Here is a 14,311-nt window from a genome sequence, read left to right as displayed (position 1 = left end):
CGAACACCGCGTAGCAGGATTACTTGGAAGCCTTACTGTTTCTTCTTAGGTGCGAGCACCATGATCATCTGACGACCTTCGATCTTCGTAGGGAAGGATTCGACAACGGCCAGTTCAGAATCTTCACACAGGTCTTTACGGACGCGGTTAAGCACTTCCATACCGATCTGTTGGTGCGCCATTTCACGCCCACGGAAACGCAGGGTGATTTTGGCTTTATCGCCATCTTCCAGAAAGCGAATCAGGTTGCGTAGTTTGACCTGATAGTCGCCATCATCGGTACCAGGTCGGAATTTGATTTCCTTAACCTGAATAACTTTTTGTTTCTTTTTCTGCTCTTTGGTCGACTTGCTCTTCTCGTAGAGGAATTTGCCGTAATCCATGATTCGACAAACTGGCGGCTCGGCATTCGGACTGATTTCTACTAAATCGACGCCCGCTTCCTCAGCTTTTTCAAGAGCTTCATTCAGACTGACAATACCAATCTGCTCGCCATCGACGCCGGTGAGGCGAACTTCTTGCGCGCGAATCTCTTTGTTAATGCGATTAGGACGCGCCGGTTGAACTCGTTTTCCGCCTTTAATACTTTATTCCTCCAGTTGATGAAGACTTCTGCTGCGGATTTCCGCCAGCAGTTTGTCAACGACTTCGCTAACATCCATGCTTCCTAAGTCTTTGCCGCGGCGGGTACGAACAGCAACTTTGCCTGCTTCGACCTCTTTATCGCCACAAACTAACATATAAGGAACACGGCGTAGCGTGTGTTCGCGGATTTTAAAGCCAATCTTCTCATTTCTCAAGTCGGCTTTAACGCGAATGCCTGCATCTTGCAGTTTTTTAGTTAATTCTTCGACATAGGTAGCTTGTGAATCAGTGATATTCATAATCACTACCTGAACCGGAGCCATCCAGGTTGGGAAGAAGCCCGCGTATTCTTCAGTCAGAATACCAATGAAGCGTTCCATTGAACCCAGGATAGCACGGTGAATCATTACCGGAACCTGACGGTCGTTACTTTCGCCAATATAAGAGGCGTTCAAACGACCAGGTAATGAAAAGTCGAGCTGCACGGTACCACACTGCCACGCACGATCCAAACAATCATGCAAGGTAAATTCAATTTTTGGACCGTAGAACGCCCCTTCACCCGGCTGATATTCGAACGGAATGTCGTTTTCCGTCAGCGCAGCCGCCAGGTCATCCTCAGCACGAGTCCACATTTCGTCAGTACCAATGCGCTTCTCAGGACGGGTGGACAATTTCACCACGATTTTTTCGAAGCCAAACGTGCTGTACATGTCATACACCATGCGGATACAGCTGTTCACTTCATCACGCACCTGCTCTTCTGTACAGAAGATGTGAGCATCGTCCTGAGTGAAGCCACGAACACGCATCAGGCCATGTAATGCACCAGATGGCTCATTACGGTGGCAACTGCCAAACTCAGCCATACGCAATGGCAGATCACGGTAAGATTTCAGACCCTGATTGAAGATCTGAACGTGTCCCGGACAGTTCATTGGCTTGATGCAATATTCACGGTTTTCAGAAGAGGTCGTGAACATCGCTTCTTTGTAGTTTTCCCAGTGACCGGTTTTTTCCCACAGCACGCGGTCCATCATGAACGGACCTTTTACTTCCTGATAGTCATAAGACTTCAGTTTCATGCGTACAAAGGCTTCCAGCTCACGGAAAATGGTCCAGCCGTCGTTGTGCCAGAACACCATACCTGGTGCTTCTTCCTGCATATGGTACAGGTCAAGTTGCTTACCAATTTTACGGTGGTCACGTTTACCGGCTTCTTCCAGACGCTGAATGTAAGCATTCAGTTGCTTTTTATCCGCCCACGCAGTGCCGTAGATACGTTGCAACATTTTGTTATCGCTGTTGCCACGCCAGTAAGCACCGGAGGTTTTCTGCAGTTTGAAATGATGGCAGAAACGCATGTTCGGTACGTGCGGACCACGGCACATATCCACGTATTCTTCGTGGTGATACAGACCCGGATGGTCATCATGACTGATGTTTTCATCCAGAATCGCCACTTTGTATTCTTCGCCACGGCTTGCAAAGGTATCGCGCGCTTCCTGCCAGCTGACTTTCTTTTTAATGACGTCGTAATTCTTTTCAGCCAGTTCGTGCATGCGCTTTTCAAGCAGTTCGATATCTTCCTGAGTCAGCGTACGATCTAAATCGACGTCGTAATAGAAGCCATTATCGATAACCGGGCCGATTGCCATTTTGGTGTCTGGCCACAGTTGTTTAATGGCATGACCCAAAAGGTGCGCACAGGAGTGGCGCAAAATTTCAAGACCGGCTTCGTCTTTAGCGGTGATGATCGCCAGTTGCGCGTCAACCTCAATCAGGTCGGTTGCATCAACCAGTTCGCCGTTAACACGACCAGCGATACAGGCTTTCGCCAGGCCAGGGCCGATATCAAGGGCAACATCAAGGGGAGAAACGGGGCGATCAAAAACGCGCTGGCTTCCATCAGGAAGAGTAATGACAGGCATGCTAATTCCTTAATCTACAGTGGTGCCCCACACGACAGAGCACATCTAGAAAAATATTTGAGTTTAAATTCACGTAGTTATTCACGCTATTTAGCTTTACCTTGCCAAATATAGGCACCCTGAATACATCACGTAATTGTATCGGGATGCGACGCGAAAACAGTCCATAAGTTTAGCATTCGTAAAGTGCGAATTTCCAGCAACCTGTGTTGCTAAACGCGGATATTTTTCGTGTAATCCCCCCTGACACGTTAAGGTAACCAGAGCAGCATTTAAAAAAGGGAAGGATATGACAGAAGTCAGGCAGTTATTTGAAGTACTGGGATTGGGCCTGATGGTACTGCTTCCGCTGGCAAATCCACTGACGACCGTGGCTTTGATGCTCGGTCTTTCCGGGAATATGACCACACAGGAAAGAAACCAGCAGTCGCTGATGGCCTCGGTCTATGTCTTTATCATCATGATGGTGGCGTATTACGCGGGACAGTTGGTGATGAATACGTTCGGGATTTCCATTCCCGGCCTGCGTATTGCGGGGGGACTTATCGTCACCTTTATCGGTTTCAGAATGCTTTTCCCACAGCCACACGTGGAAGAAAGGATCCTTATCGAGAACAAAACGGCGGAAATGAAAAAACAGGATTCGCCAAATATCGCTTTTGTTCCTCTGGCGATGCCAAGTACCGCCGGGCCGGGCACCATTGCCATGATCATCAGCAGTGCTTCAACGGTGAAATCATCTGATTTCCCGCACTGGATTATTACCGTTGCTCCGGTGATGATTTTCTTTTTAGTGGGTTTGATTTTGTGGATATCTCTGCGCAGTTCGGGGGCGATTATGCGTCTGGTCGGGAAAAGCGGGATTGAGGCTATTTCACGTCTGATGGGATTCTTGCTGGTGTGTATGGGCGTTCAGTTCGTTATCAACGGGGTTCTTGAGATTATTAAAACCTTCCCGCCAGCAGCCTGAGCCGCTGGCGGAAACATCAATGCTTACCGCATCGCGAGGTAGGCATTGTTCACTTTCCACAGATAGCGTGGCGCTTGTGGCGCCGGGTGTTTTTTCTGCACATGGGCAGAAAACTCAGCAGGCGTCATCAGATTGATTTTCGCAATCGCATACGTCTTATCTTTGTCGAACGTTCTCAACAACGCCCCTGCTCCGTTCACATATGCCAGTGTGGTGGCGTAACGACGAGTTTCAGGGTTATTAATACCCGCAAGCTGCTGTTGTAAAATACTTAAATAAGCCGTACCTAGGTCAATGTTCACCGCCGGATCTTTTAAATCACGCGGCGTGGGCTGACCGTAACGTCCTTTCATCCGGTAGGCATCGCGTCCTGCCGTTGAGGCCTTTAGCTGCATTAACCCAATCGCATTCGATTTGCTGACAACGGTTGGGTTATATCCAGATTCGACCTGAATGATTGCTTTAACAAGTGTTTCGTCGACGCCATAGGTATTTGCCGCCTGGTGAATAACATCACCATAAGGCCCTGGATGCATTAATGAAGTATCGCGCTGAGGTGGCGGCGATGGATTCAAAAAACGCGTCGTCTGAACCGGTGTTTCTTTAGCGCAACCCGCCAGCAATAGCGCGGCCATCAAATAAAGAATGTTTGGTTTCACGTTATCTCTCTCGCGACTGGGACGAGATGTAGCATATACATCTTCTTCCAACACCTGAATATATTTTTCGTCTATTATTATTGTTTTGTTAAACAAAGGGGTTAGAGGGATGTCGATAAGACAATTCCGTTTATAAAACCCGTTTCATGTCACATATTCCTAAATTAATCTGTCCGCTGATGATACGTTCTATTTAGACATCTGAGAAATTGCATAAATTGACATCATCATCTGATTCAGCCGTGCGCCGGATCGGGTTTTCGAAGCTGAAAAAACGCTAACTTAATGAATTATCTGGCCAGTCAGAAGGGGTCATACCATGTGGCAAGCCGTCAATCGTTTGTTGAGTGAACACTTAGGCAATGCTGAAATCCGCGAACGTGTTGAGCTTCCGGGAGGCGAAATCCACCCGGCATGGCGGCTGAGCTACGGCGACAGAAACGTGTTTGTGAAATGCAATGCACGCGAAATGTTGCCTATCTTTGCCGCTGAAGCCGATCAGCTGGCCTTACTTGCGCGCAGCCAGACCGTCAGGGTGCCGGAAGTTTATGGTGTAGGTAGCGACCGTGATTACAGTTTCCTCTTGCTCGAATACATCCCGCAAAAACCTCTGGATGCACATAATGCCTATGTTTTAGGCCAACAACTTGCCGCATTGCATCAGTGGAGTGAACAACTGCAATTCGGTCTGGATTTCGATAATGAACTGGCGACAGTTCCGCAACCCAACAGCTGGCAACGGCGCTGGGCTGCCTTCTTTGCCGAGCAGCGCATTGGCTGGCAGCTGCAACTGGCTGCTGAAAAAGGGATGATATTTGGTAATATCGAAGATATCACCGCCATGGTTCATGCCCGCTTGCAGAATCATCAGCCGCAACCTTCACTTTTACACGGCGATTTATGGCCGCATAACTGTGGCTTATCTGATGATGGTCCGGTGATTTTTGACCCGGCCTGTTACTGGGGAGATCGGGAATGCGATTTGGCGATGCTGCCGTTATATCCGAATGTTCCGCCGCAATTATATGACGGTTATCAGAGTATAACGCCACTCCCTGACGACTTCATTTCGAGGCAACCGATCTACCAGTTATATTACCTGCTTAACCGCAGTAATTTATTCGGTGGTCAGCATCTTGTGGTGGCGCAACGCGCCATAGAAAGGCTGTTACACGAAGATATCAGTTAGCGGGATAAATATTTCAGCTCTGAACAAATAAGACCTGAAAACGTTAATATTCAGGCCTTATTTTTCATTTTCACAGAAACCCGTTATAAATATGTCGTCAAATTATCAGGCCATTAATCCTAATAATTTCAAAATGAAGTAGCCGATGACAGCGATGATAATTGGCAAAATATACAATGGAAAATACTGCACCAAAATCGTGTGTCGCGGTATCACGATACGCTCTTCAATTTGCGGACGTGTCCGGCCTTCAGCACCTTTCGCCTGTTCCAGAATAAGCTGATCCTGGATCCCTTCGCGAATGTGTTTTACCTGACGGGACATTCTCGCGCCGGAAGCCTGAAGTGCCAGCCCCACAAAAATCAGCCAGTAGATAATGAAGAACATGATGTTCGCGCTGGTGAAACCCTGCCCTAAAGCTGGCACCGGTGAGTTGTACCAAAAGACATTGAGAAACGAGGTATTGAACTTCACCATATCCACCATCACGTGGATGAAATCCAGCATGACCGCGTTGATGCCCTGCTCCGTCTTAGTGTGCTCGTTGATAAAATTCAGCAAAGAAATCAGCGTAGAAAGCAGCGCAGGGATAAAAATGATCCATCCCGCAATTCGTTTAATTACTGCCACACGTCCGGCTTGTTGGTACGTCATGAATTCCCCTTGTTAGGATACCTAAAGCAACGGCTAAGTTTACCCACAGAAAGCCTGCTCCGCCCAATGTTTTAATCAGTTAGCGTAACGCTGTACCGGGAACGTCCATCCTGTTCATTTTCACATCAGATTTCACCTGCATTCCCACCGATGTTAAAGTGGGTTTCTATTTATTGTGAGGGAGTCCGCTTTCATGGCTTATGTCCGCCCTGTTAATGCAGCAATTTTCGATATGGATGGTCTGTTAATTGATTCTGAACGGTTATGGACTCAGGCTGAGCTGGACGTTTTCAGTCGCCTGGGCGTTGATATTTCCCAGCGCCATTTGCTGCCGGATACGCTAGGTTTGCGTATCGATCAGGTGGTCAGGATGTGGTATCAGGCGCTTCCGTGGCAGGGTCCGGGTCAGGAAGAAGTGTCCTCAATGATTATTGCCCGCACGATTGAACTGGTAGAACAAACCCGGCCGTTGCTGCCTGGCGTGAATCATGCCCTTGAGCTTTGCCGTGATCAGGGGCTGAAGATTGGTCTCGCGTCGGCATCACCGCTGTTTATGCTCGATACCGTGCTGGAAATGTTTAATTTACACTCCTTCTTTAAGGTTCGTGTTTCAGCGGAAAAGCTGCCTTACAGCAAACCGCATCCTGAGGTCTATCTGCTGGCTGCCGGAGAATTACAGGTTGATCCGCTCAACTGTGTGACGCTGGAAGATTCCTTTAATGGCATGATCGCCACCAAAGCCGCGCGTATGCGCTCGGTGGTGGTGCCGGACCATGAATACAGTGTGGATCCACGCTGGGCGCTTGCCGATGTCAAACTTTCTTCCCTCGAAGAATTGCGTGTGGCACACATCAGCTAAAATTTATGCGCAGCCGCTCATGCCGCTGCGCACCTTCTCTGCTTTCTCTCCTTTCCATATACCTTATCTACGCATTTCTCCTGCCACAATTTTTGAAGCTTCGTTTAATTTCGTAAATCTTGAACTGACTCATAAAATAAATAAAACGTTATTTCATTTTTATTGAATTCGCATGTCAATGAACCTATGATTCCTGCAACAAGGACGAGCCGGGAGCTCTCCTGCTTCTGTACGCTGTCACTGCCACGCAACGGTCAGACTAGCCCGGTAAGTCCTCCTTGATATCGTCATTCATGAGAGGCACCGACATGCAAGTTCGTCAAAGTATCCACAGCGACCACGCAAAAACGCTTGATACCGCTGAATTACGCCGTGAATTCCTCATTGAGAAAATCTTTGAGAAAAATGCCTATACCATGACTTACAGCCACATCGACCGCATCATTGTCGGCGGCGTCATGCCCGCTGAAAAAACGGTATCCGTGGGTGATGAAGTCGGTAAACAGCTTGGTGTGAGCTATTTTCTTGAACGTCGCGAACTCGGCGTGATTAATATCGGCGGCCCGGGTCTGATCGTGGTTGACGGTACAACCTATGAAATCGGTCATGAAGAAGCGTTGTATGTCGGCAAAGGGGCAAAGCGGGTCGAGTTCAGCAGCGTTGATGCCTCCAGACCGGCCAAGTTCTACTACAACAGTGCGCCGGCACACACGACTTTCCCGAACAAAAAAATCACACTGGCGGAAGCCTCTCCGCAGACCATCGGCGATGCAGCTACCAGCAACCGCCGCACCATCAATAAATTCATCGTGCCCGACGTTCTGGAAACCTGTCAGCTGACCATGGGGCTGACCAAACTGGAAGAGGGGAGCCTGTGGAATACCATGCCTTGCCACACCCATGAACGTCGTATGGAAGTGTATTTCTACTTCAATATGGAAGCGGAAACTGCCGTGTTCCATATGATGGGGCAACCACAGGAAACCCGTCATTTATTAGTGCACAACGAGCAGGCTGTCATCTCTCCTAGTTGGTCAATTCACGCCGGAGTGGGTACCAAAAACTATACCTTCATCTGGGGTATGGTCGGTGAGAACCAGGTATTCGATGACATGGATCACGTCAAAGTCAGCGAACTGCGCTAACTCCCCCTTGCTCTGCCTTCACCGGCAGAGCAACTCATTTTTTATGGCGAACGCGCCGTTGCAAAAGAGACTCTGAATATGATCCTCCGTTCATTTGAATTAAGCGGCAAAGTCGCAATCGTCACCGGTTGCAATACCGGGCTGGGACAAGGCATGGCGCTGGGTCTCGCGCAGGCGGGATGCGATATTGTGGGCATTAACGTTTCCGCCCCTGAAGAAACTGAAAAAAAAGTCACCATGTTAGGCCGCCGTTTTCTCGATCTGAGGGCTGATCTGAGCACCATCACAGGCATTCCTGAGCTGATCGAGAAAGCAGTCGGGGAATTTGGTCATATCGATATTCTGATCAATAACGCCGGTATTATCCGCCGTGAAGATGCCATCGAATTCAGCGAGAAAAACTGGGATGATGTGATGAATGTGAACAGCAAAACGCTGTTCTTTATGTCTCAGGCCGTGGCGAAGCAGTTCATCAAACAGGGTAACGGTGGCAAAATTATAAATATTGCCTCTATGCTCTCGTATCAGGGGGGGATCAGGGTGCCTTCCTATACCGCGTCAAAAAGCGCAGTAATGGGTCTGACCCGACTGATGGCCAATGAATGGGCGAAGCATAACGTCAATGTGAATGCGATTGCGCCGGGGTATATGGCGACTAACAATACAGAACAGTTGCGCGCCGATGAAGAACGCAGCAAAGAAATCCTCGACAGAATCCCCGCCGGACGCTGGGGTCTGCCGGAAGATGTCATGGGGCCGGTAGTCTTTCTGGCATCGAAAGCCTCTGATTACGTTAATGGTTACACCATTGCCGTCGATGGTGGTTGGCTCGCGCGTTAAGGGCAGAATAAGTGACACCAGAAAGGCGTATTCTTATACGCTTTTTTGTTTTTTATCAGTCCGTTGACAATTAGTTACAGGGCATCTCTTCCAAGATTGTGACAGTTTCACTTATACTGGATAAAATAACAGTTATCCAGTTCGGACGCGTCATGACGGCGGAAGGCCATCTCATTTTCTCAATTGCCTGTGCAGTATTTGCTAAGAAGGCCCAGCTTTCTCCCGAACTGGCGCATGGTGACTGGTGGCACATCATTCCAGGGTCTTTGCTTACCTGTCTGCTGCCCGATATTGATCACCCCAAATCGGTGCTGGGCCAGCGTCTCAAATGGTTGTCGGCCCCCATCGCCCGGGCTTTTGGTCACCGTGGATTCACTCACAGTTTGCTGGCGGTGGCTGGAGGGATTTTCCTGCTACGCACTCATTTCCCTCACGACTGGGTGATCCCCGCTGATGCTTTCCACGCCATGATTATCGGTTACCTGAGCCATATCCTGGCAGATATGCTGACGCCTGCAGGAGTGCCGCTGCTCTGGCCTTGTCGATGGCGTTTCCGGCTACCGCTGATTAACAGCCAGAAAGGTAATCAACTCGAGCGCACGCTCTGCCTTATGCTGGTCGGCCTGACGCTTTTCTGGCCAGACTGGACGCCCATCATTGGTGCAATAAATCCTGACTTTTTTAATCACATCCTGAAATTATTCATCTGAATAGCATGAAATATTGCCGATATGATGAAAATTAATACAAATACCAACAAAAAGTTATAATGAATTCCTTTTGGATATAAATACTCAGACCCTCAAACTGATATTCTGCCCCCCAATGCTTTGGGATGGTGCAGTCCTTTTCCGGAAACACCCGTTTCATTTATCAAAATTATAAGTTTGGAGTCTGGTATGAATCTTCCGCTCGTTCTTAACGTAGTGGTTTTCGTTGCCCTGCTTTTGCTGCTGGCACAAACCCGCCACAAGCAATGGAGCCTGGCAAAAAAAGTTTTACTGGGTCTGGCTATGGGTGTCGTATTTGGCCTGGCTTTACAGCTGATCTACGGTTCCGATGATCCGGTACTAAAAACCTCAATTACCTGGTTCAATATTGTCGGTAACGGCTACGTCCAGTTGCTGCAAATGATCGTCATGCCGCTGGTTTTCGTCTCTATTCTGAGCGCGGTAGCGAAACTGCATAACGCGTCATCGCTGGGGAAAATCAGCTTCCTGACCATCGGTACCCTGCTGTTCACCACACTGATCGCTTCTCTGGTGGGTATCTTCGTGACGGGCCTGTTCGGCCTCACCGCTGACGGCCTGGTACAGGGTACGCAGGAAACGGCGCGACTGACGGCAATTCAGTCTAACTATGTCGGCAAAGTGGCTGACCTGAGCGTGCCTCAGTTGATCCTTTCCTTTATACCTAAGAACCCGTTTGCTGATCTGACAGGCGCAAGTCCGACATCAATCATCAGCGTCGTGATCTTCGCCGCCTTCGTTGGTGTAGCCGCCCTGCAACTGGTGAAAGATGATGCAGAAAAAGGTCCGCGCATTCTGGCCTTTATTGATACCCTGCAGGCATGGGTGATGAAGCTGGTGCGTCTGGTCATGAAACTGACCCCGTACGGGGTACTGGCTCTGATGACCAAAGTGGTCGCCGGCTCGAACATTCAGGACATCATTAAACTCGGCAGCTTTGTGGTCGCGTCTTACCTGGGTCTTGGCATTATGTTTGTTGTTCACGCGATACTGCTGTCGTTCACCGGTGTTAATCCGGCGAAATTCTTCCGTAAAGTCTGGCCGGTGCTGACTTTTGCCTTCACCAGCCGTTCAAGTGCCGCGACCATCCCGCTGAGCGTTGAAGCGCAGACACGCCGTCTGGGTATTCCTGAATCTATCGCCAGCTTTGCGGCATCGTTCGGGGCAACGATTGGTCAGAACGGCTGTGCAGGTCTGTATCCAACCATGTTGCCGTCATGGTTGCGCCAACCGTCGGCATCGACCCGTTTGATCCGGTATGGATTGCAACATTAGTGGGTATTGTTACCCTGAGCTCTGCCGGTGTTGCCGGTGTGGGTGGTGGTGCGACATTTGCAGCCCTGATCGTGTTGCCGGCCATGGGCCTGCCGGTTACGCTGGTTGCCCTGCTGATTTCTGTTGAGCCGCTGATTGATATGGGCCGTACCGCGCTGAATGTCAGCGGTTCAATGACGGCAGGCACTATCACAAGTCAGTTGCTGAAACAGACGGATAAAGCGGTGATGGATGCTGAAGAAACGGCTGAGCTGGCTCACCGTTAATTTCAGATTGCTGCAAACAAAAAACCGAAGCCAGTGGCTTCGGTTTTTTTATGTCTGAAATTCCGCAATCACTCAGAACGCGATTATTCAGAACGGATAGTCGTGAAAACCTATTTGCTCTGAAATATTCCGCGCGGCAGTATGCAGCATTTCTACGTAATGACTTTTGCTTTCTTCGGAGAAACGAATCGTCGGGAAAGAAATACTCAAACCAGCAATCACCACGCCAAAGCGGTCGAATACCGGAACTGCGATACAACGAAGCCCTTGTTCCTGCTCTTCATTGTCTTCGCCGAAACCCTGCGCGCGAACCTGATCCAGCGCAGTCTGCAAATCGGCAGCATTCATGATGGTATTTTCAGTGCTGCGGGTAAATTCAATTTCCTGCAACAGCGCGCTGACTTCTGCTTTATCGCCCCACGCCAGCAGCACTTTACCGATTGCGGTGGTGTGCAGCGGATTGCGGCGACCAATACGCGAATGCATGCGCAGGTTGTACATCGAATCAATTTTATGGATGTAGACAATCCCGTCTTCATCCAGTGCACCGAGGTGGATCGTTTCGCGGGTCAGACGGGACAATTCGCGCATCTGAATATCAGCGCTGCGGATCAGATCGACGTTTTGCAACGCTTTGGCACCCAGTTCAAACAACTTGAGCGTCAGGGAATATTTCTCTGATTCTCCTTCCTGCGCGACATAACCCAGGGATTTCATGGTCTGAAGAAAACGGTAGACCGTACTTTTAGACATCATTACGCGCTGAGAAAGTTCAGTAATGCCAATCTCACGCTCTTCCCCCAACGCCTGTAAAATGCCAAAAACTTTCAGGACTGAGGAGACGGAATCGGGTTGCTTATCAAGATCTGCGATAGCCATAGGGTGTATTACCTGCTCGCGTTGAGTTTGTTTCAAAAAAAATAGAACGTGGTTTTTATTATACTGGCAAGCATCGCTGAGAAGCAATCAACCCATTGATCAAGAATGTAAGAACTGTTAAGCCAGTTTCATTCCCGACAGAGAGATAAAAAATTCATTACATCATGTGACAATTGTCACTTTACGTTAATTAGCGTAGTAATATTCCCCTCTCTGATGACTACGCACTGACAGAACTCATGACTTCTACACCTGCTGACGGATTACCCATTCCACAACGATATGGTGCCATTCTGGCCATTGCGCTGGGTATTACCGTTTCTGTACTGGATGGCGCTATCGCTAATGTCGCACTGCCCACCATCGCTAATGATTTCCATGCCAGCCCGGCAACCTCTATCTGGGTGGTTAACGCCTATCAGCTGGCGATCACGATTTCTCTGCTTTCTCTGGCGTCACTGGGCGACATATTTGGCTACCGCCGCATTTACCAGACGGGTTTGCTGGTATTTAGTATCACCTCGCTCTTTTGCGCCTTGTCGGATTCACTGATGACACTGACTGTCGCCCGTGTGTTACAAGGTTTCGGTGCGGCAGCGATCATGAGTGTAAATACCGCGCTGATACGTATTATTTATCCGCAGCGTTTCTTAGGACGTGGTGTCGGTATTAATGCACTTATCGTTGCCGTCTCAGCAGCGGCCGGACCCACCATTGCCGCCGGTATTCTGTCGGTGGCCTCCTGGCAATGGCTGTTTGCCATCAACGTTCCGATTGGTATTGTGGCTCTGATACTCGGTCTGAAGTTTTTACCGGCGAACTCGACGCGAAGTCAGGGTCAGCGTTTTGATATCATCAGCAGCGTGATGAATGCCCTGACCTTTGGCCTGCTGATCAGCGCCATCAGTGGATTTGCGCAAGGTCAGAACCCTATGTTGATCCTGAGCGAAGTCATTGCCCTCCTGATCATCGGCTGGTTCTTCGTACGCCGTCAGCTTTCCCAGCCTTTCCCGCTGCTGCCGATCGATTTATTGCGCATTCCTATTTTCAGTATGTCTCTGGGCACTTCGCTGTGTTCTTTCAGCGCCCAGATGCTGGCTTTTGTTTCACTGCCCTTCTTCCTGCAAAACACTCTCGGTCTGAATTCCGTGGAAACAGGCCTTCTGCTCACGCCGTGGCCGCTGGCGACGATGGTGATGGCGCCGATCGCCGGCCGTCTGGTTGAGCGCTTCCATCCGGGAATGCTGGGCGGGATTGGTCTGATCGTGTTCTCATTCGGGCTCTTTTCCCTGTCATTACTGCCATCAGAGCCTTCGCATCTGAACATTATCTGGCGCATGTTGCTGTGTGGTGCCGGCTTTGGGTTATTCCAGTCGCCGAATAATCACACAATCATCAGTTCAGCCCCGCGAAACCGTAGTGGCGGCGCGAGCGGACTGCTGGGCACTGCGCGTCTTTTGGGTCAGACAACCGGCGCGGCGATGGTTGCCCTGATGTTTAACCTGTTCCCGCAGCATGGCACTCACGCATCACTGATCCTTGCAGGAATGCTGGCCGGAACCGGCGCGCTGGTCAGTTTACTGAGGATGACGCAGAAAACCAGCAGCCAGAAGGAATCGGAAAATCTGAAATCCTGATATGAAAAAGCCCGGCAGAGTAGCCGGGCTTTTTGTTCAGCATTGCTGGAAACAAATTACTTGATGTATGCACCACTGCGCAGCGCTTCGATACGCTTGTCGAGTGGCGGGTGGGACATAAACAGCTCGCTGAATGACTTCGATTTACCGTTGATGCAAAACGCCATCATGCTCCCCGCTTCCTGCGGTTCATGACTGGTTTTAAGGCGCTGCAACGCAGCAATCATTTTTTCACGGCCCACCAGTTTTGCAGAACCGGCATCCGCATGGAATTCACGGTGACGTGAGAACCACATCGTGATGATGCTGGCCAAAATACCGAAGACCAGTTCAAGCACGGTCGCCACGGCAAAATAAATCAGCGGATTGCCGTTACTGCTCTCTTCGCCATCACGGTTGCCGGAAAGGAAGCCCGAGGCCACCTGCGCAATAATACGTGAAATGAAGATCACGAAGGTATTCACGATCCCCTGAATCAGCGTCATGGTTACCATATCGCCGTTCGCAATGTGGCTGATTTCATGGGCGATAACCGCCTCGGCTTCGTCCTGACTCATGCTTTGCAGCAATCCGGTGCTCACCGCCACCAGAGAGGCATCGCGACGTGCGCCCGTGGCGAAGGCGTTAATATCGGGTGCGTGATAAATCGCGACCTGTGGCATCGCAATGCCCG

The 14,311-nt window shown here is 49.7% G+C and carries 13 protein-coding genes and 1 pseudogene; 8 read left to right on the top strand and 6 right to left on the bottom strand.

The features are described 5' to 3' along the window. Nucleotides 1-32: 32 nt before the first annotated feature. Both infC and thrS read right to left on the bottom strand, forming a co-directional pair. Complete coding sequence (infC, locus tag UC14_RS01465) at nt 33-584, bottom strand: translation initiation factor IF-3 (RefSeq protein WP_013576136.1); 552 nt, start codon at nt 582-584, stop codon at nt 33-35. A 3-nt stretch (nt 585-587) separates the two neighbouring features. Next, nucleotides 588-2,516 carry a threonine--tRNA ligase gene (thrS, locus tag UC14_RS01460; protein WP_013576137.1) on the bottom strand — a complete coding sequence of 643 codons (1,929 nt, stop codon included), beginning with the start codon at nt 2,514-2,516 and terminating at the stop codon, nt 588-590. 289 nt (nt 2,517-2,805) lie between these two features. Here thrS and UC14_RS01455 point away from each other — a divergent pair, with 289 nt between their 5' ends. Next, nucleotides 2,806-3,486, top strand: a complete 681-nt coding sequence (locus tag UC14_RS01455) for a MarC family NAAT transporter (RefSeq protein ID WP_013576138.1) — start codon at nt 2,806-2,808, stop codon at nt 3,484-3,486. Nucleotides 3,487-3,509: 23 nt separating this feature from the next. Here the strand turns inward: UC14_RS01455 and UC14_RS01450 are convergent, their stop codons facing one another. Further along, entirely contained in the window at nt 3,510-4,145 is a 636-nt protein-coding gene (locus UC14_RS01450) for a transglycosylase SLT domain-containing protein (RefSeq protein WP_013576139.1), read from the bottom strand. Between the two features lie 319 nt (nt 4,146-4,464). Between UC14_RS01450 and UC14_RS01445 the strand changes: the two genes are divergently transcribed. Further along, the gene (locus tag UC14_RS01445) at nt 4,465-5,334 is read left to right on the top strand and encodes a fructosamine kinase family protein (RefSeq protein WP_112152167.1); all 870 of its coding nucleotides are present in this window, start codon (nt 4,465-4,467) and stop codon (nt 5,332-5,334) included. Nucleotides 5,335-5,439: 105 nt separating this feature from the next. Here UC14_RS01445 and UC14_RS01440 read toward each other — a convergent pair whose 3' ends face one another. Continuing rightward, the gene (locus tag UC14_RS01440) at nt 5,440-5,988 is read right to left on the bottom strand and encodes a YniB family protein (protein ID WP_013576141.1); all 549 of its coding nucleotides are present in this window, start codon (nt 5,986-5,988) and stop codon (nt 5,440-5,442) included. Nucleotides 5,989-6,181: 193 nt separating this feature from the next. Here UC14_RS01440 and hxpB point away from each other — a divergent pair, with 193 nt between their 5' ends. From hxpB to UC14_RS01415, 5 genes and pseudogenes are all read left to right on the top strand, one after another. After that, nucleotides 6,182-6,847, top strand: coding sequence for a hexitol phosphatase HxpB (gene hxpB, locus UC14_RS01435; RefSeq protein ID WP_013576142.1), 666 nt, complete (start codon nt 6,182-6,184; stop codon nt 6,845-6,847). 308 nt (nt 6,848-7,155) lie between these two features. Continuing rightward, nucleotides 7,156-7,992 carry a 5-dehydro-4-deoxy-D-glucuronate isomerase gene (gene kduI / locus UC14_RS01430; protein ID WP_013576143.1) on the top strand — a complete coding sequence of 279 codons (837 nt, stop codon included), beginning with the start codon at nt 7,156-7,158 and terminating at the stop codon, nt 7,990-7,992. Between the two features lie 78 nt (nt 7,993-8,070). Further along, nucleotides 8,071-8,832 carry a 2-dehydro-3-deoxy-D-gluconate 5-dehydrogenase KduD gene (gene kduD, locus UC14_RS01425; protein WP_013576144.1) on the top strand — a complete coding sequence of 254 codons (762 nt, stop codon included), beginning with the start codon at nt 8,071-8,073 and terminating at the stop codon, nt 8,830-8,832. A gap of 152 nt (nt 8,833-8,984) precedes the next feature. Then, on the top strand, nt 8,985-9,542 hold the full coding sequence (locus tag UC14_RS01420) for a metal-dependent hydrolase (RefSeq protein ID WP_013576145.1): 558 nt from the start codon (nt 8,985-8,987) through the stop codon (nt 9,540-9,542). A gap of 189 nt (nt 9,543-9,731) precedes the next feature. Next, nucleotides 9,732-11,122: pseudogene (locus UC14_RS01415) on the top strand (L-cystine transporter). Between the two features lie 87 nt (nt 11,123-11,209). On the opposite strand, the gene kdgR reads toward UC14_RS01415, so the two are convergent. Next, nucleotides 11,210-12,001, bottom strand: coding sequence for a DNA-binding transcriptional regulator KdgR (gene kdgR / locus UC14_RS01410; protein WP_013576147.1), 792 nt, complete (start codon nt 11,999-12,001; stop codon nt 11,210-11,212). A 239-nt stretch (nt 12,002-12,240) separates the two neighbouring features. Here kdgR and UC14_RS01405 point away from each other — a divergent pair, with 239 nt between their 5' ends. After that, a complete protein-coding gene (locus UC14_RS01405; protein WP_037037455.1) occupies nt 12,241-13,638 on the top strand; it encodes an MFS transporter in 1,398 nt (465 codons plus the stop codon). Nucleotides 13,639-13,694: 56 nt separating this feature from the next. Here the strand turns inward: UC14_RS01405 and htpX are convergent. Then, a partial coding sequence (gene htpX, locus UC14_RS01400; protein ID WP_112197119.1) for a protease HtpX occupies nt 13,695-14,311 on the bottom strand: 617 nt, incomplete at its 5' end.

The sequence above is a fragment of the Rahnella sp. NRRL B-41462 genome (assembly GCF_003263525.1).
Classification (GTDB): domain Bacteria; phylum Pseudomonadota; class Gammaproteobacteria; order Enterobacterales; family Enterobacteriaceae; genus Rahnella; species Rahnella aceris.
The sequence above is the reverse complement of the archived record's forward strand: the minus strand, read 5'-3'. Positions and strand labels throughout refer to the sequence as shown.

Bases quoted from the DNA above. Each gene is read 5' to 3' on its own strand.
- UC14_RS01405 (WP_037037455.1), top strand. From the start codon at position 12,241: ATGACTTCTACACCTGCTGACGGATTACCCATTCCACAACGATATGGT.
- kduD (WP_013576144.1), top strand. From the start codon at position 8,071: ATGATCCTCCGTTCATTTGAATTAAGCGGCAAAGTCGCAATCGTCACC.
- UC14_RS01420 (WP_013576145.1), top strand. From the start codon at position 8,985: ATGACGGCGGAAGGCCATCTCATTTTCTCAATTGCCTGTGCAGTATTT.
- UC14_RS01455 (WP_013576138.1), top strand. From the start codon at position 2,806: ATGACAGAAGTCAGGCAGTTATTTGAAGTACTGGGATTGGGCCTGATG.
- UC14_RS01445 (WP_112152167.1), top strand. From the start codon at position 4,465: ATGTGGCAAGCCGTCAATCGTTTGTTGAGTGAACACTTAGGCAATGCT.
- UC14_RS01440 (WP_013576141.1), bottom strand. From the start codon at position 5,988: ATGACGTACCAACAAGCCGGACGTGTGGCAGTAATTAAACGAATTGCG.
- kduI (WP_013576143.1), top strand. From the start codon at position 7,156: ATGCAAGTTCGTCAAAGTATCCACAGCGACCACGCAAAAACGCTTGAT.
- hxpB (WP_013576142.1), top strand. From the start codon at position 6,182: ATGGCTTATGTCCGCCCTGTTAATGCAGCAATTTTCGATATGGATGGT.
- kdgR (WP_013576147.1), bottom strand. From the start codon at position 12,001: ATGGCTATCGCAGATCTTGATAAGCAACCCGATTCCGTCTCCTCAGTC.
- thrS (WP_013576137.1), bottom strand. From the start codon at position 2,516: ATGCCTGTCATTACTCTTCCTGATGGAAGCCAGCGCGTTTTTGATCGC.